Source organism: Limnohabitans simekii (SeqCode) (genome assembly GCF_965234735.1).
Classification (GTDB): Bacteria; Pseudomonadota; Gammaproteobacteria; order Burkholderiales; family Burkholderiaceae_C; genus Limnohabitans; species Limnohabitans simekii.
In genome coordinates, this window is record NZ_OZ248541.1 from 404,690 (window position 1) to 424,686 (window position 19,997).

Annotated in this window: 21 protein-coding genes; 10 read left to right on the forward strand and 11 right to left on the reverse strand. The window is 56.6% G+C overall.

All coding sequences use genetic code 11. The features are described 5' to 3' along the window. The first annotated feature begins 98 nt into the window (after window positions 1–98). On the forward strand, window positions 99–401 hold the full coding sequence (locus AC8GFP_RS06120; protein ID WP_506611290.1) for a high-potential iron-sulfur protein: 303 nt from the start codon (window positions 99–101) through the stop codon (window positions 399–401). Window positions 402–577: 176 nt separating this feature from the next. Then, window positions 578–2,473, forward strand: a complete 1,896-nt coding sequence (gene dxs, locus AC8GFP_RS06125) for a 1-deoxy-D-xylulose-5-phosphate synthase (RefSeq protein WP_506611292.1) — start codon at window positions 578–580, stop codon at window positions 2,471–2,473. Window positions 2,474–2,488: 15 nt separating this feature from the next. Here dxs and AC8GFP_RS06130 read toward each other — a convergent pair whose 3' ends face one another. Continuing rightward, the gene (locus AC8GFP_RS06130) at window positions 2,489–3,574 is read right to left on the reverse strand and encodes a helix-turn-helix domain-containing protein (protein WP_506611294.1); all 1,086 of its coding nucleotides are present in this window, start codon (window positions 3,572–3,574) and stop codon (window positions 2,489–2,491) included. A 37-nt stretch (window positions 3,575–3,611) separates the two neighbouring features. Next, on the reverse strand, window positions 3,612–3,989 hold the full coding sequence (crcB, locus tag AC8GFP_RS06135) for a fluoride efflux transporter CrcB (RefSeq protein WP_506611296.1): 378 nt from the start codon (window positions 3,987–3,989) through the stop codon (window positions 3,612–3,614). A gap of 78 nt (window positions 3,990–4,067) precedes the next feature. Here crcB and AC8GFP_RS06140 point away from each other — a divergent pair, with 78 nt between their 5' ends. Both AC8GFP_RS06140 and AC8GFP_RS06145 read left to right on the forward strand, forming a co-directional pair. Further along, window positions 4,068–4,403, forward strand: coding sequence for a DUF6172 family protein (locus AC8GFP_RS06140; RefSeq protein ID WP_506611298.1), 336 nt, complete (start codon window positions 4,068–4,070; stop codon window positions 4,401–4,403). A 2-nt stretch (window positions 4,404–4,405) separates the two neighbouring features. Further along, window positions 4,406–5,077: an SDR family oxidoreductase gene (locus tag AC8GFP_RS06145; protein ID WP_506611300.1), complete on the forward strand. Its 672-nt coding sequence runs from the start codon at window positions 4,406–4,408 to the stop codon at window positions 5,075–5,077. 1 nt (window position 5,078) lies between these two features. Here AC8GFP_RS06145 and ureG read toward each other — a convergent pair whose 3' ends face one another. Genes ureG through AC8GFP_RS06180 form a run of 7 tightly spaced genes read right to left on the reverse strand, consistent with a single transcriptional unit; the run spans window position 5,079 to window position 9,606 of the window. Beyond that, window positions 5,079–5,747, reverse strand: a complete 669-nt coding sequence (ureG, locus tag AC8GFP_RS06150) for an urease accessory protein UreG (RefSeq protein WP_506611302.1) — start codon at window positions 5,745–5,747, stop codon at window positions 5,079–5,081. After that, the gene (locus AC8GFP_RS06155; RefSeq protein WP_506611304.1) at window positions 5,744–6,421 is read right to left on the reverse strand and encodes an urease accessory protein UreF; all 678 of its coding nucleotides are present in this window, start codon (window positions 6,419–6,421) and stop codon (window positions 5,744–5,746) included. The genes ureG and AC8GFP_RS06155 overlap by 4 nt, the downstream gene beginning before the upstream one ends. After that, entirely contained in the window at window positions 6,418–7,008 is a 591-nt protein-coding gene (gene ureE, locus AC8GFP_RS06160) for an urease accessory protein UreE (RefSeq protein ID WP_506611306.1), read from the reverse strand. Before ureE ends, AC8GFP_RS06155 begins: the two co-directional genes overlap by 4 nt. Window positions 7,009–7,066: 58 nt before the next feature. Beyond that, complete coding sequence (gene ureC, locus AC8GFP_RS06165; protein ID WP_506611308.1) at window positions 7,067–8,812, reverse strand: urease subunit alpha; 1,746 nt, start codon at window positions 8,810–8,812, stop codon at window positions 7,067–7,069. Continuing rightward, window positions 8,812–9,129 carry an urease subunit beta gene (locus AC8GFP_RS06170; RefSeq protein ID WP_506611423.1) on the reverse strand — a complete coding sequence of 106 codons (318 nt, stop codon included), beginning with the start codon at window positions 9,127–9,129 and terminating at the stop codon, window positions 8,812–8,814. Before AC8GFP_RS06170 ends, ureC begins: the two co-directional genes overlap by 1 nt. A 2-nt stretch (window positions 9,130–9,131) precedes the next feature. Then, the gene (locus tag AC8GFP_RS06175; protein WP_506611310.1) at window positions 9,132–9,293 is read right to left on the reverse strand and encodes a hypothetical protein; all 162 of its coding nucleotides are present in this window, start codon (window positions 9,291–9,293) and stop codon (window positions 9,132–9,134) included. Window positions 9,294–9,303: 10 nt separating this feature from the next. Beyond that, the gene (locus AC8GFP_RS06180; protein ID WP_506611425.1) at window positions 9,304–9,606 is read right to left on the reverse strand and encodes an urease subunit gamma; all 303 of its coding nucleotides are present in this window, start codon (window positions 9,604–9,606) and stop codon (window positions 9,304–9,306) included. A 283-nt stretch (window positions 9,607–9,889) separates the two neighbouring features. Here AC8GFP_RS06180 and urtA point away from each other — a divergent pair, with 283 nt between their 5' ends. From urtA to urtE, 5 genes are all read left to right on the forward strand, one after another. Beyond that, window positions 9,890–11,158, forward strand: a complete 1,269-nt coding sequence (gene urtA, locus AC8GFP_RS06185) for an urea ABC transporter substrate-binding protein (protein ID WP_506611427.1) — start codon at window positions 9,890–9,892, stop codon at window positions 11,156–11,158. A gap of 119 nt (window positions 11,159–11,277) precedes the next feature. After that, window positions 11,278–12,819, forward strand: a complete 1,542-nt coding sequence (gene urtB / locus AC8GFP_RS06190) for an urea ABC transporter permease subunit UrtB (RefSeq protein ID WP_506611429.1) — start codon at window positions 11,278–11,280, stop codon at window positions 12,817–12,819. 1 nt (window position 12,820) lies between these two features. Continuing rightward, window positions 12,821–13,942, forward strand: coding sequence for an urea ABC transporter permease subunit UrtC (gene urtC / locus AC8GFP_RS06195; protein ID WP_506611312.1), 1,122 nt, complete (start codon window positions 12,821–12,823; stop codon window positions 13,940–13,942). Beyond that, window positions 13,939–14,811, forward strand: a complete 873-nt coding sequence (gene urtD, locus AC8GFP_RS06200; RefSeq protein ID WP_506611313.1) for an urea ABC transporter ATP-binding protein UrtD — start codon at window positions 13,939–13,941, stop codon at window positions 14,809–14,811. The genes urtC and urtD overlap by 4 nt, the downstream gene beginning before the upstream one ends. A gap of 2 nt (window positions 14,812–14,813) precedes the next feature. Next, the gene (urtE, locus tag AC8GFP_RS06205; RefSeq protein WP_506611315.1) at window positions 14,814–15,506 is read left to right on the forward strand and encodes an urea ABC transporter ATP-binding subunit UrtE; all 693 of its coding nucleotides are present in this window, start codon (window positions 14,814–14,816) and stop codon (window positions 15,504–15,506) included. Window positions 15,507–15,524: 18 nt separating this feature from the next. Here the strand turns inward: urtE and AC8GFP_RS06210 are convergent, their stop codons facing one another. Beyond that, the gene (locus AC8GFP_RS06210) at window positions 15,525–16,280 is read right to left on the reverse strand and encodes a response regulator transcription factor (RefSeq protein ID WP_506611317.1); all 756 of its coding nucleotides are present in this window, start codon (window positions 16,278–16,280) and stop codon (window positions 15,525–15,527) included. A 2-nt stretch (window positions 16,281–16,282) separates the two neighbouring features. Next, window positions 16,283–18,145: an ATP-binding protein gene (locus AC8GFP_RS06215; protein WP_506611319.1), complete on the reverse strand. Its 1,863-nt coding sequence runs from the start codon at window positions 18,143–18,145 to the stop codon at window positions 16,283–16,285. 151 nt (window positions 18,146–18,296) lie between these two features. Here AC8GFP_RS06215 and AC8GFP_RS06220 point away from each other — a divergent pair, with 151 nt between their 5' ends. Continuing rightward, window positions 18,297–19,991, forward strand: a complete 1,695-nt coding sequence (locus AC8GFP_RS06220; protein ID WP_506611321.1) for a ShlB/FhaC/HecB family hemolysin secretion/activation protein — start codon at window positions 18,297–18,299, stop codon at window positions 19,989–19,991. Window positions 19,992–19,997: the final 6 nt, after the last annotated feature.

The following is a 19,997-nucleotide window of genomic DNA, read 5'->3' on the forward strand; positions in this document are numbered from 1 at the left end:
GGGGTATCTGGCGGGCGTTGTGCTTGAACCCCGAGGGATGCGCCAAAATCCCCCAGGTTTTTCCCCAATTGGGGTTTCTTTATCTAACGGAGACATTTATGACAAGTCGTCGCGAATTTGTGATTCAACTCAGCTTGGGCGGTACCGCCTTGTTGGCCGGCCAAGCCATGGCCCAAGCCCTGGTCGCCGAAAACGACCCCCAAGCTGCAGCCCTGGGTTACAAGGCAGATACCAGCAAAGTCGATAAGAAAAAATACGCCAACCACAAGGCTGAACAGCGTTGCGACAACTGTGCTTTGTACTCAGGCAAAGCCGGCGACAAGGCAGGCGGTTGTCCTCTGTTTGCAGGCAAGCAGGTTGCTGCTGCTGGCTGGTGCAGTGCCTACGCCAAAAAAGGCTGATCGCTTTTTTCGGTTTTGTTCAAAACCCCTGTGGCTTTGCCCGGGGGTTTTTTCATGCGTCAATCTAAAAATACAAGGGTAAACCCCTTATAGTCAACTTGAATTGACACATCTATGCTCACCCTCATGACAATAGCGTACCCTGCATGGTTGCAGGGTTTGCAGGAGATCGCCCCATGACACCATTGCTCGACAGCATTCAATCGCCCGCCGATGTGCGGCGACTGTCGCCAGCCCAGTTACCCGTTTTGGCTGATGAGCTGCGCTCTTTCCTGCTCACCAGTGTGGCGCAAACCGGTGGTCATCTCAGCTCCAATTTGGGCACGGTCGAACTCACTGTGGCCTTGCACCATGTGTTCAACACACCCCATGATCGTTTGGTTTGGGATGTGGGCCACCAAACCTACCCGCACAAAATCCTCACCGGGCGGCGTGATCGCATGCACACCCTGCGCCAACTGGGCGGCCTGGCTGGATTTCCCAAACGCGACGAAAGCGAATACGACGCCTTCGGCACGGCCCATTCCTCCACCAGCATTTCTGCCGCACTGGGCATGGCCTTGGCGGCCAAGCAAAAGGGCGAGCAACGCCATTGCGTGGCCATCATCGGTGACGGTGCCATGACGGCAGGCATGGCCTTTGAAGCCATGAACAATGCTGGTGTGGCCGACTGCAATTTGCTGGTCATCTTGAACGACAACGACATGTCGATCAGCCCGCCCGTGGGCGCTTTGAACCGCTATTTGGCGCAACTCATGAGTGGGCGTTTTTACTCGGCCGCCAAAGAGGTGGGCCGCCAAGTTTTGAAAAACGCGCCGCCCTTGTTTGAGTTGGCCCGTCGTTTGGAACACCAAGCCAAAGGCTTGGTGCTGCCCGCCACCTTGTTTGAAAAATTTGGTTTCAACTACATTGGCCCGATTGACGGCCACGATCTCGACTCGCTCATTCCCACGCTGGAAAATTTGAAGCAATTGCAAGGTCCGCAGTTTTTGCATGTCGTCACCCGCAAAGGGCAGGGCTACCAATTGGCAGAAGCCGACCCGATTGCTTACCACGGTCCGGGCAAATTCGATCCCAAGGTGGGCTTGATCAGTCCGACCACCGCCCCCAAACAGACCTTCAGCCAGGTGTTTGGCCAATGGTTGTGCGACATGGCGGTGCAAGATCCCAAGTTGGTGGCCATCACGCCCGCCATGCGAGAAGGTTCGGGCATGGTCGAGTTCCACCGCCGCTTCCCCGACCGCTACCACGATGTGGGCATCGCAGAGCAGCATGCACTCACGTTTGCGGCTGGTTTGGCATGCGAAGGCTTGAAGCCGGTGGTGGCCATCTACTCCACGTTTTTGCAGCGTGCCTACGACCAAGTGATCCATGACGTGGCCTTGCAAAAACTGCCCATGGTGCTGGCGCTGGACCGCGCAGGCATTGTGGGTGCCGACGGCCCCACCCATGCGGGTGTGTATGACATTCCTTTCCTGCGTTGCGTCCCCAACATCAGCATCGCCTGCCCAGCAGACGAAAACGAGTGCCGCATGCTGCTCAGCACCGCCCACGCCCAAGACCACACGGTGGCGGTGCGCTATCCGCGCGGCTCTGGTGCGGGCACCGCCCTCAGCGCTGGCTTGGACACTTTGCCTTTTGGCAAAGGCGAATTGCGCCGCCAAGGCAAGGGCGTGGCCATTCTGGCTTTTGGCACCATGCTCTACCCCGCCTTGCAAGCCGCTTTGCCTTTGAACGCCAGTGTGGCCAACATGCGCTGGGCCAAACCCTTGGACACCGAACTGCTGCTGTCTTTGGCGCAAAGCCACGATGCCTTGGTCACGGTGGAAGAAGGCGCCCTCATGGGTGGTGCAGGGTCTGCGGTGTTGGAGGCTTTGCAGGATGCAGGCATCAACATCCCCGTGCTGCGTTTGGGTGTGCCGGATGTGTTCACCGAGCATGGCGACCCAGTCAAAATAATGAGCTCGTTGGGTTTGGATGCCGCGGGCATAGAAGCCTCGGTGCGTCATCGCTTCGCCGATGTGCTGCACGCCACCGACCCGGATGCCAAAGGCCTGAAACTGGTGAGCTAAGGATGGCTCTTTGAACTAACTGGGCTTGCGGGACAGCTTGCGGTAGAGCGTGGCGCGGCTGATGCCAAGCACCTTGGCCGCTTGTGCCACATTGCCGCGTGCCTGCTCGATGGCCTTGGAAATCATGGCCGATTGCAGTTGCTGTAAGGGCCCGGTGGCTTTGGGTTGGTTGTCCAGCGCATAACCATGTTGCACATAAACCCGCGCCTGAAGTTGCAGGCCACTCCACAGCGGCACTTCCACCGCTTGGTCTGAATTGGCTGCATCAAACAACAAACCCCAAGGCAGCGCAAACACGTCGCTGGCATGAACTTGCGGGTGGGCATGCAAATTCAGCATCTCACGAGCCCAAGGATTGGCACCCAAGACTTCGCCGTCACTGCCGAGCAACACCAGGCCGTCGTTGTCGTCACCCATGGAACGACCAGGCCAATTCAGGCGCAGCAGCATGTGGTGCGGCTGGCGCAACAGCAAGGCGTTGCTGATGCTGCGGGCTGACAGTGCTGCCAAATGCATCAGCTCAGGGCGCTCGGCGGTTTGCACGCCGGTCAAGTCGAGCATGCCAATGCATTCGCCTTGCGAGCCCCACAGCGGCGCACCAGCGCAGCTGTAGATGGCGGTGTCGTTGAAGAAATGCTCGCTGCGGTGCAACCAGACGGGACGCATTTCGGTCAGCGCGGCACTGATGGCGGTGGTGCCCACCGCGCGTTCGGACAAGTCCACACCCACACGCGCGATGCTGCTGACACGTTTGTCGTGTCGATCAATGGCACCGCCAAGGTCGAGCAAAACACCTTGCGCATCGGTGATGAGGGCGAAAAATGGGGTGCCCGCAATCGCGCGGCCCAAGCGTTCGAGTTCAGGCTTGGCTGATTGAATCAGGTCGCGGTTTTGATCCAGGGCTTGTTTGATGTGGCTGGTGGACACCGGATTGAAGCTCAAGGCATCATCGGCTTTCAAGCCTTGGGCGATACAGCGTCGCCAGCTGTCGCTGATCCAGCCTTGCACCCAAGGCGTCGAAGCCGTGCCCTCCACCATCACAGCATGGCGGGCCCGTTCTATGCGGTTCAGACGGTCATTGGCGGAAATCATGGTTTTCATGGTGGCCGGACTGTGACGCACAGCCCTGACAAAGTGCTTACCTGACCCAGATCATCTCAATTGTTTTGATGCCAGCCAGCGTGAAAAGCAAAGACCCCAGCAGGTGCAGGGATGCGGTCACCAGCGCCGAGACATAACGCGAGGCAAGCAACATCTGAACGACTTCGGCACTGAACGATGAAAACGTGGTGAGCGCACCCAAAAAACCCGTCACCAAAAGCAAACGCCACAAAGGATCGAGGTCGGGCAAGGCTTGAAACACCGCCACACACACGCCAATCAGGTATCCACCAATCAAATTGGCATACAAAGTGCCCCAAGGCAAGACGCCTGTGCTGTTGAAATGCAAACCCAGTTGCCAGCGGGCCAAGGCACCCACACAAGCCCCGATACAAATCGCCAAGACTGCTGACATGAAAAAGGACCTTTCTGGTTCTGCTGGCGCATTATCGTGCCCTGCAGAAGGGGTGCAGGGTGGCCGCATAATTGCTGCATGAGAAAAACCTATCCCTTGCACATCGACGGTCGGCATCCCGATCGGGTGCTCGACGCCGTCAAGCATGACGTGCGCAAATACTTGAAACGCGAACGCCGACGAGACCTGCCTGAAGGCGCCGACTTTTGGGACTTTGATTGCAAAGTGGCCGCCACCAAAGAAGAAGCGCAAACCGTGCATTTGTCTGAACTCATCAGCACGATCGACGCGGTGGCCAAAGCGCAAGCGGTGCAGGTCTATGTGGAGGTTCTGGCAAAAACCGGCAAGCGCCAAGCACGCCCCTTGCCTGAAGGCGCAGTGTTGGTCGACGCTGAAGACGACTTGCCGGAGTGACCATGCTCAAAGGTTTGCGGATTTTGGTGACCCAAGCCGATGTCTTCATGGGCCCCGCCTTGTGCAAAGCCTTGGCCGCGCAAGGGGCCACCGTGTTGGCGGATGTGCGCGATCTGCAACCTCTGGATGCCCCTGCGCAAATGCTGACCGAGCACGGAACTGTCGATGTGTTGGTGGCCAATTTGGCCATGCCTGCGCCCGTCACCCTGGCCTCTGAGGTGAGCGAAGACGAATGGCAAGCGGTGTTCAACAGCATGGTCCATCCTTTGCAGCGCATGGTCAAAGCCGTGTTGCCGTCCATGCAAGCGCAAGGGCATGGCAAGGTGGTGGTGATGGGCAGCGCCAGTGCCTTGCGCGGCATGAAGCGCTCATCCAGCTACAGCGCAGCCCGCGGTGCCCAGCTCGCTTATGTGCAAGCGGTGGGTGTGGAAATGGCCCCGTTCAACATCCAGGTCAATGCCATCGCGCAAAATTTTGTCGATAACCCCACTTACTTTCCGCCCGAGGTGCAAGCCAATCCCCGGTTTCAAGAACGCTTGAAACGCGAAGTGCCACTGGGCAGATTGGTGAAAGCCGAAGAAGACGCGGCCTTTGCCGCCTACTTGTGTTCCAGCCAAGCCGATTGCTTTGTCGGCCAGGTGTTTCCCATGTCAGGTGGCTGGGCCACCCGCTAGTTCAGTGGGCTGCGCTGGTCAGCATGCCCTTGGTTTCTATGAACTTCACCACCTCGGCCAAGCCGCTGAGGGTTTTCAAATTCGTCATCACAAACGGCTTGACGCCTTGGGCACCAGCCCGCATGCGCTCGGTGTCGGATTTCATGATGGCCAAGTCGGCGCCCACGTGCGGGGCCAAGTCGGTTTTGTTGATGATGAACAAATCGCTTTTGGTGATGCCCGGACCACCCTTGCGCGGTATTTTTTCGCCAGCGGCGACATCAATCACATAGATGGTCAGGTCGCTCAACTCGGGGCTGAAGGTGGCCGCCAGGTTGTCGCCGCCACTCTCGACAAACACCACATCGGCATTCGGAAATTTATCCAGCATGCGGTCGATGGCTTCCAAGTTGATGGAGGCGTCTTCGCGGATGGCGGTGTGCGGACAACCGCCGGTTTCCACGCCCATGATGCGCTCAGCAGCCAAGGCACCACTGACGGTGAGCAAGCGCTGGTCTTCCTTGGTGTAGATGTCGTTGGTGATGGCGATCAGGTCGTAATCGTCGCGCATGGTTTTGCACAGCATTTCCAGCAAGGTGGTTTTGCCAGAGCCAACCGGCCCGCCGATGCCGACACGCAAGGGGGGCAGTTTTTTGGTGCGAAAAGGAATGTGGTGAAGTGGTGTGGTCATGATCTGAACAGTCGTGAGTATTGGGTTTCGTGACGCGCCGACAGAATGGCCAGGCGCGGGCTAAAGGCTTGACGATGCTCGTCGTTCAAAGAAAGGGCGTGGTCCACCGCTGCGGGCATGTCGGCGCTCAGCGCAGCCAAGATGCGCTGCCCACTGCGTTGCCCCAAAGGCACCGATTTGATGGCGGCTTGCACCATGTTTTCTGCCCAGGCAAAGGCGCTGGTCAACAAGCCATCACGCGGCTGCACTTCACGCGTGGTGAGTGCCAAGGCAAACACCATCGGCCAGGTGGGCGGCAGTTGTTGGCAGGTGTGAACACGTTCTTCATCGACATCGGTGTGGTTGCGCAACCAGTCCAGCAGGGAGCGACCCATTTGCTCGGATTGCAAACGGTTCTCGAAGGTTTCGCGGGTTTGCAGCACCCATTGATTAAGCTGCATCAAACGGGGCACATCCTGCTGTTGCCAAGCGGTCATGGCCTGCGCCACCACCGGCAATTCGCTGCGGGCTTGCACCAAATGCAATTGGTCCAACAACCAAGCTTGCGCACTGGCTTCGTCGTTCACCAAGCCATGCTCCACCGCAGCCTCCAAAGACTCCGAGTACGAGAAGCCGCCCACTGGCAAGGCCGGTGAGGCCAGTTGCATCAGCCATAGCAAATCAGTGTTGCTCATCCGTGGTCGTGCTTGCAGTGCGGACCGTGCACATGACCGTCGTCATGTTGATGCGCATGATCGTGGCCGTGATCATGCTTATGGGTTGTGCCATGGTCATGTGCGTGATCTTGCCCATGGTGATGACCGCCGTGGTCACCATAAGCACCGCTTTCGGGCTCGAAGGATTCATTCACTGCATCCACCTTCAAATGCATGGCACGCAGCATGTCGGCCAACACATGGTCGGGTTCTATTTTCAAATGATCGGCTTGCAGTTCGATGGGCACATGGCGGTTGCCCAAGTGGTAGGCGGCGCGGGTCAAATCGAACGGCGTGCCGTGAGCAGCATCGAAGGTGATGCGCAACACCGCTTGCGGTGCGGCTTGCACTTGCAACAAGGAGCCATCTGCGCCCACCAAGACATCACCGCCGCGCACTGTGGTGCCGCGCGGCAAAAACACGCCCACGCTGCGGCCACCGCTGTCGGTGGTTTCGAAACGGCTTTTTTGCCGCACGTCCCAATCCAAGCTGACGCTGTGGGCACGATTGAGCAAGGGTTTGGCCAGACCTTGGCCTTGGCGAACGAGTTTGGAGAAATGGATCATGGTGATTTAATTGGGGTCAGATTCCAATTATTAATTGGAATCTGACCCCAATTAAAAATCAGAACAAGAAATAGCGTTGGGTCATCGGCAGGCTGCTGGCGGGCTCGCAGGTGAGCAACATGCCATCAGCACGCACCGCATAGGTTTGCGCATCCACCTCCATGTGCGGTGTCAAATGGTTGTGAATCATGTCGCGTTTGCCCACACCTCGGATGTTTTTCACGGCGCTCAGCGTTTTGTGCAAACCGTAGCGACCACCAATGTCGGCGCTCAAAGCCACTTGCGACACAAAGCTAAGGGAGCCTTTGTGCAACGCGCCACCATAGGACCCAAACATGGGTCGGTAGTGCACAGGTTGGGGCGTGGGGATGGACGCATTCGGGTCGCCCATGGCGGCCATGGCGATGAAGCCGCCTTTCATGATGATGAAGGGCTTGACACCAAAGAAGGCCGGTTTCCACAACACGATGTCCGCCCACTTGCCCACTTCCAAGCTCCCCACTTCGTGGCTGATGCCGTGGGCGATGGCCGGGTTGATGGCCAGCTTGGCCATGTAGCGCTTGACGCGAGCGTTGTCATGCCGGTCGGTGTCACCGGGCAAGAGGCCACGTTGTTGCTTCATCTTGTGCGCGGTTTGCCAGCAACGCATGATCACCTCGCCCACACGACCCATGGCCTGCGAGTCGGAGGAAAACATGCTGATGGCCCCGATGTCATGCAAGATGTCTTCGGCTGCAATCGTTTCTTTGCGGATGCGACTTTCGGCAAACGCCAAGTCTTCGGCAATGGACGGGTCGAGGTGGTGGCACACCATCAGCATGTCCACGTGTTCGTCCAGCGTGTTGATGGTGTAAGGCCGTGTCGGGTTGGTGGAAGAGGGCAGCACATTGGCTTCGCCCACCACTTTCAAAATATCGGGCGCATGGCCACCGCCCGCACCTTCGGTGTGGAAGGTGTGGATGGTGCGGCCCTTGAACGCGGCCACGGTGTCTTCCACAAAGCCGGATTCGTTCAAGGTGTCGGTGTGGATGGCCACTTGCGTGTCGGTGTCCTCGGCCACGTTCAAACAGTTGTCGATGGCTGCTGGTGTGGTGCCCCAGTCTTCGTGCAACTTCAGGCCAATCGCACCCGCATTGATTTGTTCATGCAAGGCATTGGGCAAAGCCGCGTTGCCTTTGCCCAAAAAACCCAGGTTCATGGGGAACGCGTCTGCTGATTGCAACATGCGCTCGATGTTCCAAGGGCCGGGCGTGCAGGTGGTGGCAAAAGTGCCGGTGGCTGGCCCTGTGCCGCCGCCCAACATGGTGGTGACGCCGCTGCACAAGGCTTCTTCAATTTGCTGGGGTGCGATGAAATGGATGTGCGTGTCAATGGCCCCTGCGGTCACGATCATGCCTTCACAGGAAATGATTTCCGTGCCGGGGCCGATGATGATGTCCACGCCCGGTTGCGTATCAGGATTACCGGCTTTGCCAATCGCGGCGATGCGTGAATTTTTGATGCCGATGTCGGCTTTCACAATCCCCCAGTGGTCCACGATGAGCGCGTTGGTCAGGACACAGTCCATCGCCCCACCAGCTTGTGCGCCGGTGCCCAAGGGGCCATTGCGGGTGCGTTGGCTTTGCGCCATTCCGTCTCGAATGGTTTTGCCGCCGCCAAATTTCACTTCCTCGCCATAGCTGCCACCTCGCAAGGTGTGGTCTTCTTCCACCTCGATGATCAGGTCGGTGTCGGCCAAGCGCAATCGGTCACCCACCGTGGGGCCGTACATCTCGGCATAAGCGCGTTTTTCAATCTGGGCCATCACGCGGCTCCTTTCAATGCACCTTGCACGTCGCCACGAAAGCCATAAATCTGTCGGTCGCCTGCATAGTCCACCAATTCCACGGTGCGCTCTTGACCGGGTTCAAAACGAACGGCCGTGCCCGAGGCGATGTTCAAGCGCATGCCTTGGGCCGCAACCCGATCGAATTGCAAACCATGGTTGGTTTCAGCGAAGTGGTAGTGCGAGCCGACTTGAATGGGCCGGTCTCCCGCATTGCGCACCACCAAGGTGTGGGTGCGACGACCCACATTCAAAGCATGGTGACCAGCGTCTGTGAAAAGTTCTCCGGGCGTCATGCTCATTTGCGCCCCGCCCAGATCATGGCGACCACCACCAGCGCCGTCACCACAAAGCCCAAGGCATCGGTGGCATGGCCGTGCGAACCTGACAGGCCATGGCCTTCGTGCGCGAAAGCACTCAAGTTGATCATCATGGTCAGGCCAAAAAGAAGTTTGTGCATCTGGGGCTCCTTAAACAATCGGTTGGTGCACGGTCACCAGCTTGGTGCCATCGGGAAAAGTGGCTTCGACCTGGATGTCGGGAATCATCTCGGCAATGCCGTCCATCACATCGGCACGGGTGAGGATGTTGCGGCCTTCGCTCATGAGTTGCGCCACGGTTTTGCCATCACGTGCACCTTCCATGACAGCGGCACTGATGAAGGCCACGGCTTCGGGGTAGTTGAGTTTCAAGCCACGGGCCCGGCGCCGTTCAGCCAGCAAGGCGGCGGTGAAGATCAACAGCTTGTCTTTTTCGCGGGGTGTGAGTTCCATGGCGTGTGCAAATGCGTTGTCTATAGAGATTTGAATTGTCATGCAATTGGCGTGCCTCACTTTGCACTTGATTTGCACCTTGAACGTGCCTTCAATTGGTGCCTTGCACCAAACAGGATGTGTTTTTCTGGTGCATCCAAGCTTGAACACATGACGCCAAAACGCGCATCTCCAGTGAACGCGGGTTTCTACGGAGGCTGGCACAAGGCTTGCAAAGAGTGAAGGCGCAGCCCACAAGGCGCGTTCCTCTCAACCCTCGAAAACATTTGGAGTTCACTGCATGTTGAATCGTCGTCATCACCTCAAAGCACTGGCCGCAGCAGCTGCCATCGTCAGTGGTTCCTTGTCCATGACCGTGGCCCAAGCGGCTGACACCATCAAAGTGGGCGTGTTGCACAGCTTGTCTGGCACCATGGCCATTTCTGAAACCGTGTTGAAAGACACCGTGTTGATGGCCATCGATGAAATCAACGCCAAGGGCGGCGTGTTGGGCAAGAAACTCGAACCCGTGGTGGTTGATCCTGCCTCGAACTGGCCTTTGTTTGCAGAGAAAACCAAACAACTGTTGGGTCAAGACAAGGTGTCGGTGATCTTCGGTTGCTGGACTTCCGTGTCACGCAAATCCGTGTTGCCCGTGGTGGAAGAAATGAACGGCTTGCTGTTCTACCCCGTGCAGTACGAAGGCGAAGAGCTGTCGAAAAACGTGTTCTACACCGGTGCTGCGCCCAACCAACAAGCCATTCCTGCGGTGGACTACCTGATGAGCAAAGATGGCGGTGGCGCCAAGCGTTGGGTCTTGTTGGGCACCGACTACGTGTACCCCCGCACCACCAACAAAATTTTGCGTGCCTATCTGATCAGCAAAGGCGTGAAAGAGTCTGACATCGACGAGAAGTACACACCCTTCGGTCACTCCGACTATCAAACCATCGTGGCCGACATCAAGAAATTCTCCACCGGTGGCAAAACCGCTGTGGTCTCCACCATCAACGGTGACTCCAACGTGCCTTTCTACAAAGAGTTGGGCAATGCGGGTTTGAAAGCCAAAGACGTGCCTGTGGTGGCCTTCTCTGTGGGTGAAGAAGAACTGCGCGGCGTGGACACCAAGCCTTTGGTCGGTCACTTGGCGGCATGGAACTATTTCCAATCCATCAAGAACCCGACCAACGATGCGTTCATCAAAAAATGGTCGGACTACGCCAAAGCCAAGGGTATTGCAGGTCACAAAGACAAGCCTTTGACCAACGACCCGATGGAAGCCACTTACATCGGCATCCACATGTGGAAGCAGGCGGTTGAAAAAGCCAAGACCACCGATGTCGACAAAGTCATCGCTGCCATGGCCGGTCAAACTTTCAAAGCACCAAGCGGCATCACCAGCAAGATGGATGAGAAAAACCACCACTTGCACAAGTCTGTGTTCATTGGCGAAATCAAAGCGGATGGTCAGTTCAACGTGGTTTGGAAAACACCAGGCCCTGTCAAAGCCAAGCCTTGGAGCCCTTACATCGTTGGGAACGATAAAAAGCCTGACGAACCTGTCAAGAAGTAATCGCAGCTGTTGAGCGAGATGCACAGGGGAGGGGCGTCAAGTCACTCCCCTGTTTTTTGAAACAGAGACAAAGAGCAGGTATGAAACGGATTGGATGGGTTGGAAGTGCGTTGTGCTGGATGCTGTGGCTGAGTCCCGTTCAAGCACTGACCACGGCGCAAGTGCAAGAGATGGTGCTGGGTGAAACAGATGCCCGTATCACGGGCTTGCAAAAAGCCTTGGCCCAAGCCGATGCGCAAACCGCTGTATTCCTTCAAGCCTTGGCCGATGACGCCGTGATGGTGGCGGGCGAGAGCGTGGTGCTGGTGCGTGACGGTCAAGCCCTCGACCCCGTGACCAACGCCGAAGTGAAGATGCCCGAGAACGCCGAAAGCGTGATCAGCAACAACCGAATGCGCGGCGAGGTGGATGCCGCCTTGGCCGCCTTGCAATTGCTCAGTCCCGATGACGCGCAGCGCATGAAAGCCGCGCAAGCCTTGGTGTCCGAACCGGATGCCAGCAAATTGCCCTTGCTTGAAAAAGCCTTGGCCGCTGAAAAAAATGAAGCCATTGCCAAGCTGTTGCGCTTGGCCAATGCCGCGATTGACATTGCCAACCCCGATGCCGCCAAACGCTTGCAAGCGGCACGTGCATTGGCCGAAAGCAAAACACCCAACACCCAGCTGTTGTTGAACCAACAACTGACGGTGGAAACCGACCCGCAAGTCAAAGCCCAACTCGTGGCCTCCTTGGCCGACATCAAAGCCACGTTGGCTTGGGGTGAACGACTCGGGGCCTTGTTCACGGGCATCAGCTTGGGCTCTATTTTGTTGTTGGTGGCGCTGGGTTTGGCCATCACCTATGGCTTGATGGGCGTGATCAACATGGCCCATGGCGAGTTGATGATGGTGGGGGCTTATGCCACTTATGTGGTGCAGGCTTTGGTGCGCAGCCATGCCCCGGGCTTGTTCGATTACTACTTGGCCTTGGCGATTCCCATGGCCTTCTTGACTGCTGCTTTGGTGGGGGTGGTGATGGAGCGTGTGGTCTTGCGCCATTTGTATGGCCGACCCTTGGAAACTTTGTTGGCCACCTGGGGCATCAGTTTGATCTTGATGCAAGCCGTGCGCAGCGTGTTTGGGGCGCAAAACGTGGCGGTGGAAAACCCGTCGTGGATGAGTGGCGGTATTCAAGTGTTGGCCAACTTGAGCCTGCCTTGGAACCGTGTCTTGATTGTGGTGTTTGCCTTGATGGTGTTGGCCGCTGTGGCCTTGCTGATCAGCCAAACGCGCTTGGGTTTGTTTGTGCGTGGCGTCACCCAAAACCGCGCCATGGCGTCATGCATGGGCGTCAACACTGCGCGTATCGACACCTATGCGTTTGCGCTGGGTTCGGGCATTGCGGGGTTGGCTGGTTGCGCTTTGAGTCAAATTGGCAACGTCGGCCCCGATCTGGGCCAAGGCTACATCGTGGACGCCTTCATGGTGGTGGTCTTGGGTGGTGTGGGCCAATTGGCCGGTACGGTTTATGCGGCCCTGGGCTTGGGCGTCTTGAATAAATTGCTCGAAGGTTGGACCGGCGCGGTGCTGGCCAAAATTGCCGTCTTGGTGTTCATCATTGTCTTCATCCAAAAACGACCCCAAGGTTTGTTTGCGATGAAGGGCAGAAGTGCGGAGGCCTGAGATGAACAAACTTGAAATGCCTGCTGCCCCGCGTTTGCTCTCTTCAAAGGGATGGACCGTCTTCGCCGTCTTGTTGGTGTTGCTGACGGTTTTAGCGCCCGTGCTGAATCTGGTGCTGCCTGCCGATCATCCTTTGCACTTGAGTGATTTCGCCGTGTCCCTGATCGGCAAGATCATGTGCTTCGCCATTTGTGCCTTGGCCATGGATTTGATCTGGGGCTATACCGGCATCTTGTCACTGGGTCATGGTTTGTTTTTCGCGCTGGGTGCCTATGCCATGGGCATGTACCTGATGCGTCAAATTGGTTTGGATGGCAATTACAAGTCCGAGTTGCCCGACTTCATGGTCTTCCTCGATTGGAAAACCCTGCCTTGGCACTGGTACTTCAGCGACAGCTTTGTCGCCACCTTGTTGTTGGTGGTGTTGGCACCCGGTGTGTTGGCTTTGGTGTTTGGCTACTTCGCGTTTCGCTCGCGCATCAAAGGGGTGTATTTCTCCATCATCACGCAGGCCATGACCTTTGCCTTCATGCTCTTGTTCTTCCGCAATGAAACCGGTTTTGGCGGCAACAACGGCTTCACCGATTTCAAACGCATTTTGGACATGCCCTTGGCCACACCGCACATGCGCATGGTTTTGTTTGTATTGAGCGCTTTGTGTTTGTTGGGATTTTTCTTGGCCGCGCGTTGGTTGGTGCAAAGCAAATACGGCCGCGTTTTGCAAGCCATCCGCGACGCCGAAAGCCGGGTCATGTTTTCAGGCTATTCCCCATTGCCCTACAAACTCAGCATTTGGGTCATCTCAGCTGTCATGTGCGGCGTGGCTGGGGCCTTGTATGTGCCGCAGGTGGGCATCATCAACCCCAGTGAAATGAGCCCAGCCAATTCGATTGAGATTGCCATCTGGGCTGCTGTGGGTGGCCGTGGCAGCCTGATTGGCCCGATTGTGGGCGCCTTCATGGTGAATGGTGCCAAAAGTTGGTTGACCGTGGTGGCCCCCGAGTACTGGTTGTATGTCTTGGGTGCCTTGTTCATCCTGGTCACGCTCTACATGCCGCAAGGTTTGGTGGGCTTGGTGAAAACCATCCGCAGCAAGTGGCAAAAATCTGGAGCCGCATCATGACCCCCGATTTGATGGAAGCCAACGCCCAACGCTTGGAAGACTTCAAGTTCAAACAAGTGCAAGCACCGGCCTCGGGTGGACGCCATGCAGCCTTTTCAAGATTGCACACACCAGGCGAATTGGACCTCGCGCACGGCCGCATTTTGTATTTGGAAGATGTGAACGTGAGCTTCGATGGTTTCAAGGCCATCCACAATTTGTCGCTTGACATTGGCGTGGGTGAGCTGCGTTGCATCATTGGCCCCAATGGCGCGGGCAAGACCACCATGATGGACATCATCACCGGCAAAACCAAACCGGATTCGGGGCGGGTGTTCTTTGGCAGCACCATCGACTTGCTGCGCCACAACGAACCGGAAATTGCCCAGATGGGCATTGGTCGCAAGTTTCAAAAACCCACGGTGTTTGAACACCTGAGCGTGTTTGAAAACCTGGAATTGGCTTTGAAAACCCACAAAGGTGTGGCGGCCTCGATGTTCTTCAAATTGAACGGCGAGCAAAACGACCGCTTGGCCGAGGTGTTGCACACCATCCATTTAGAAGGCGCGTTCACACGCCAAGCTGGCAACCTGAGCCATGGTCAAAAACAATGGTTGGAGATTGGCATGTTGCTGATGCAAGACCCGAAGTTGTTGTTGCTGGATGAACCCGTGGCGGGTATGACCGACCAAGAAACCGAGCGCACCGCCGAATTGTTCTTGCGCTTGAAGGGCAAGCATTCCCTGATGGTGGTGGAGCACGACATGGCCTTCATTCGCCAAATTTCTGACATCGTCACGGTCTTGTGTGATGGCGCGGTGTTGGCTCAGGGCAGCTTGGATGTGGTGCAAGCAGACGAACGCGTCATTGACGTTTATTTGGGGCGCTGATCATGTTGGCCATGGAACATATTCACCAGTACTACGGCGGCTCGCACATCCTGCGAGACATCAGTTTGACGGCGAAAGCTGGACAAATCACGGTCTTGTTGGGTCGCAACGGCGTGGGCAAAACCACCTTGTTGAAAGCCTTGATGGGCTTGGTGCCGGTGCGCCAAGGTCACATCAGCTTTGAAGGCCACACCATCACCAACGCCACGCCCTACGAGCGGGCACGGGCCGGCATTGGCTATGTGCCCCAAGGCCGCGACATCTTCAACCGACTCACTGTTGAAGACAACCTGCGCATGGGTTTGGCCACCCAACCCGGTTCTGCGGACATTCCGCAAGAGTTGTTCGCCTTGTTTCCCATTCTGGAACAAATGCGGCAGCGGCGGGGTGGCGATTTGTCAGGTGGGCAACAACAGCAGTTGGCCATTGCACGTGCACTCGCTGGCAAGCCCAAGTTGTTGGTTTTGGATGAACCGACCGAAGGCATTCAGCCCAGCATCATCAAAGACATTGGCCGCGTCATCCAACAACTGGCCAAGCGTGGCGACATGGCCATCTTGTTGTGCGAGCAGTACTACGACTTCGCCGAAGAACTGGCCGATCAGTACGTGGTGATGGAGCGCGGTGAAGTGATTGCGCAAGGACCGGGTTCTGAAATGAAAGACAAAGGCATCAGAAAACTGGTGTCAATTTAAACACCGACCAGCAGCCCTTCATCCTGCCTTGACCTTCAAGGGCGTTGAGACACGGTAGCCCGCGCCGTGCACGGTTTTGATTTCAAAGGCTTGCCCCTTGAACTTGAACAATTTGGCTCGCAAACGACTGATCAAGACCTCCAGCCGCACCTTGTCGAAACTGGTGCGTTGCGCTTCGGCCCCTAGTTTGTCGATCAAGTCGTCGTAGGTGCAATGTGTGGAGGTTTGCGCCAAGGTGATAAGGGCGATGGTTTCCTTCGGTGTCAGGCTCAGCACATCCGCATCAGGCGCACTCAGGGACATGCTTTTTTGGTGCACGGTCCAGGCCGCCGTGGCAGCCAAGGGACTGGCACCATGTCGATCATGGCGGCGCATCAGGTTGCGAATCACCGCTAAGATTTCATCCGGCCGGGTGGGTTTGGTCAGGTAAACATCAGCCCCGGCCTGGTAGCCCTCGGTGCGCTCACTGCCCATCACCCGGGCGGTCAACATCACGATACCCATGAACGGGTGCAAGTCGCGCAACCATTTGCACAAACTGATGCCATCTTCGTTCGGCAGGTTCAGGTCCAACATAACCACATCCGGGGTGGTGATGGTCAACAAGGACCGCATGTGGTCGCCGTCATAGGCGCATCGCGTGGCATAGCCTGCAGCCGACAACACCAAGGCCAGTTCATCGCTGACACGCAAATTGTCTTCCACCAACAGCACCGAGCCCAAGACGGGTGGGGGTGTCAGGTCAACAGCTTCAAGGTCTTGGTCGTCTTGCATGTTCAGGCCTTGATTGCAAAGTGAAAAGTGACCATGTTCTGATCATGGGTGTAATGCAACTCGGTGCCCAGGGCATGAGCCATGGACTGCGCCAACCACAAGCCCAAGCCCGCGCCCGATTGTTGTTTGGCCCATTCGGCGCGGTAATAACGCTGAAACACCTGCGCAGGGTCGGGCGCACCATCGGGGGGAACTTCATTCGACACCGTGAACACAATCTCCGAATGCTGCTCGGTCTGTTTGGCCTCGACTTTGAACTCCACCAGTGTTTCTGGCACGGCGTATTTCAGCGCGTTGTTCAGCAGGTTGTTCAAAATGGCTTTGACATAGTGCATGTCGGTCTGCACCAGTTGGTGTTCATCACAACCGCGCACGATGCTGTAGATGCGTTCCGAAGTTTGCGCGTTTTTCACCACACTCAGGATGACGCCCAAGGGCACAGGCTCGATGGTGACGGGGATGTAGCCTTGCTCGTACTTGTCAATTTCCGAGCAGCGTTCAATGATGCCGTCAATTTCATCCAGGGAATAACTGATGGCGTTCACCCTTTGCAGCGACTGCTCATCGCCCAACAAGCGTTGTCGAATTGAACCCAAGGCCATGGCACTGGCCATCAAGGGATTTTTCAATTCATGGGTCAGCATGGCGATGAATTGTTTTTGCAATTTCAAACGCGATGATTCTTTGTCCAGCGCATCTTGGGTGACGGCCAATTGCGTGTTGATTTTTTTCACACGCTGGCTCACCAGCAGGTCGTAGGTCCAAGCTGTCAGCACCAACACCGCCAAGGGCAAGGAGGTTCTGAGCAGCATGACCAAACTGATCATGTGCATGTCGCCCAAGCCAAACGGATTGACAAAGGGCTTGAACAAATTGGCAGCACTCGGGTAGGGGGTCAAGACGAACAGCAGCAGCAACACAAACAAGCCGATTTCAGAGCGCAATTTCAATTGATGTCGGGCTTGAAAAGCTTGGATCAGCAAGACCGCAAAACAGACCCATTGGCCGTATCTGTAGACTTTTTCCGCCAGCATCATGGCCACTGTGCTGTCAAACAAGGCTCCTGACCAAATCAGGGCCAAGGCGGCGGAAAAAATCCACAAATACCTGATCCATTGCCCACCTTTGAACAGTTGGGTGGCCAGCACCATCCAAATGAAGAAAAACGAGGTCATGCCGCCGATCATGGCCAGCGGAAAGACGCGGTGGAAAAATTGTTGATCAATGCCTGTCAAAAAAGGCAGCATGCCCATGCCGCTGATCCAGGCTGCAGGAATGCAGATAGATAGCGATGCGATGCCCACGCTGAGCCAGTTGAAGTTGAGCCCCAACCGGACCAAGGCCAATACCAAGGCCAGCAAGGTCATGGTGGTCACCATGATGACAAACATGTCCATGCGGCGTTGCACGAAATCAATTTTGTCTTTCACATCGACCATCAAGTTCATGCGAAAGTCCATGGGGGAACGCAAGCGCATGTAGATCGCGCCGTGGTTCGGGTTGGGCACCAAGCGAAAGGGCAAAGCCAAGGCGTTGGCCGTGTAGGTTTGAACCTGCCACTCGTTGGACATGAACTCGTCAGGGACATAGACCGTGGCCTCGGTCAACATGGCAGGTAGAAATTTCAAATAACAGTCCACGGTGCTGTCGCTGGGCTGAACCTCTTCCAACTTGAGCCACACCACACTGTGAGAGAAGTCCAATTTTTCGGTGTTGTCCAAGGGTTTGAAATCGGCTTGCTGCACCGCTTGAATGTCCAGTTGTTGACTTTCATCGACATAAACAGACTGTTTGAAGTGGACCGGTGGCGAAGCCATGTTCGCGGCCAAACAAACCAGGGTCGTGCTTGCCCACAAGGCTGCCATGCCCAGACAACGACTCCATCCATGACGCCAAAACCATGTGTTCATGGGGAAAGATCTTACGGGCTGGCTTTGAAATTCCTTGCATTCCAACGAAAGCTTTTTGTCCAAGCCATTGCTATAAACCCAGTCCGACAAGCTTCCAAGACCCGCCATGCCGTTGCACCTTGCAAGACGACAGACCCCATTCAGCGCAGCCGTGCTGTGTTGGGCCTTGTGTGTTCTGTGCAGCACCACGGCATGGGCTGACACCTTGCCCAATGCGGGGCAATTGCAGCAAAGCATGCCAACAGACCGCAGCGTGAGCCAACCCCTCAAGCTGCCCAACAGCATGCCCCCTGCGATGCCCAAGACCAAGACCAGTGGCGGTGACCGATTCAAGGTGTCCAAGTTCAAATGGGTAGGCAACAGTGTTTACACGGATGCGGTGTTGAATGGCTTGGCCGCGCAGCTGGTGGGTCAGTCGGTGGACTTGGCCCAATTGGAAGCTGTTGCGATGTTGATTGCCAACCATTACCGTGCAGCGGGTTATGTGGTGCAAACCAAGCTGCCCACGCAAGACATCGTGAATGGTGTGGTCACCATCGAGATCAATGAAGCCATCTTCGGACGCGTGGTGATGGACGGCCCAAGTTCCAAACGGGTGCATGCCCAACGGATTGAAGAAACCATTTTGGCGTTTCAACCCCGAGGTGCCAAACTCAATGCCCACAACATCGACCGCGCCCTGGCCGTGCTGTCTGATTTGGCAGGCATTCAAGTTCAAGGTCAATTGGTGGCCGGGACCCAGATGGGGCGCACTGATTTTTTGGTGACGACCCAAGACTTGCCCGCCACCAGCATCGACACCACCATCGACAACGCTGGCGCACGTTCTACTGGTGCAGAGCGTGTGGTGCTGAACCTGACGGTGAACAGCCCCTTGAAGCTGGGCGACCAACTCAGCGCCCAAGCCATGGCCTCTGAGGGCAGTGATTATGTGCGTGCGGCCTACCGTTGGCCCATCGGTCGAGCAGGCTGGAGCATGGGCCTGCAAGCATCCCGCTTGAACTACAGCGCCCGTTTGACCACGGCCTCTGGGGGCGTGAGCAGCAGCCTGCACTTGAGCGGCCGCGCAGACAGTGTGGGTCTGGAGACAAGCTACCCCTTGGCCCGACGCAACCGTTACAAGCTGGACGCATCGCTGGCCTGGGATCAGAAGAACTACCTGAACAAGCGTGACGATGTGGTGGACTCGCGTTATGACACCCGCGCCCTGAGTGCTGGTTTGCAAGGCCAAATCGCTGATGCTGATGCAGGCGGTGGATTCTCGACCTGGCAGCTGATGGCCACAAGCGGCGATCTTTTGAAAAAAGAAGGTAGCGTGACGGCAGGCCGCTACAACAAACTCAAATACGCTTTCAACCGCACGCAAGTACTGACACCGCGTTGGTCGCTGGTGGCTGTGCTGAATGGTCAAGCCAGCCAAACGAATGTGGACGCTTCCGAAAAGTTCTACCTCGGCGGCATGACCGGTGTGCGGGCTTATCCCAGCAGCGAGGGCGGTGGCTCTTCGGGTCAATTGCTGAACCTCGAGTTGCGCCACAGATTCAGCAACCACAGCAGCTGGTTTGCGTTTTACGACCACGGGCAAGTGGAGGTGAAACCCAACAGCACGGATGCATTGAACAACTACGCGTTGAAGGGTTACGGCTTGGGCTATGGTTTTGTCAGCCCGCAGGGCCTCAATCTGAAAGCCATGGTGGCCAGGCGTTTGGGCAGCAACCCCAACCCCACCGCCAGCGGGCAAGACCAAGACGGGTCTTTGGTGGTGAACCGGTTTTGGCTCAGTGCCAGTTTGAAGTTTTAAGCGCTG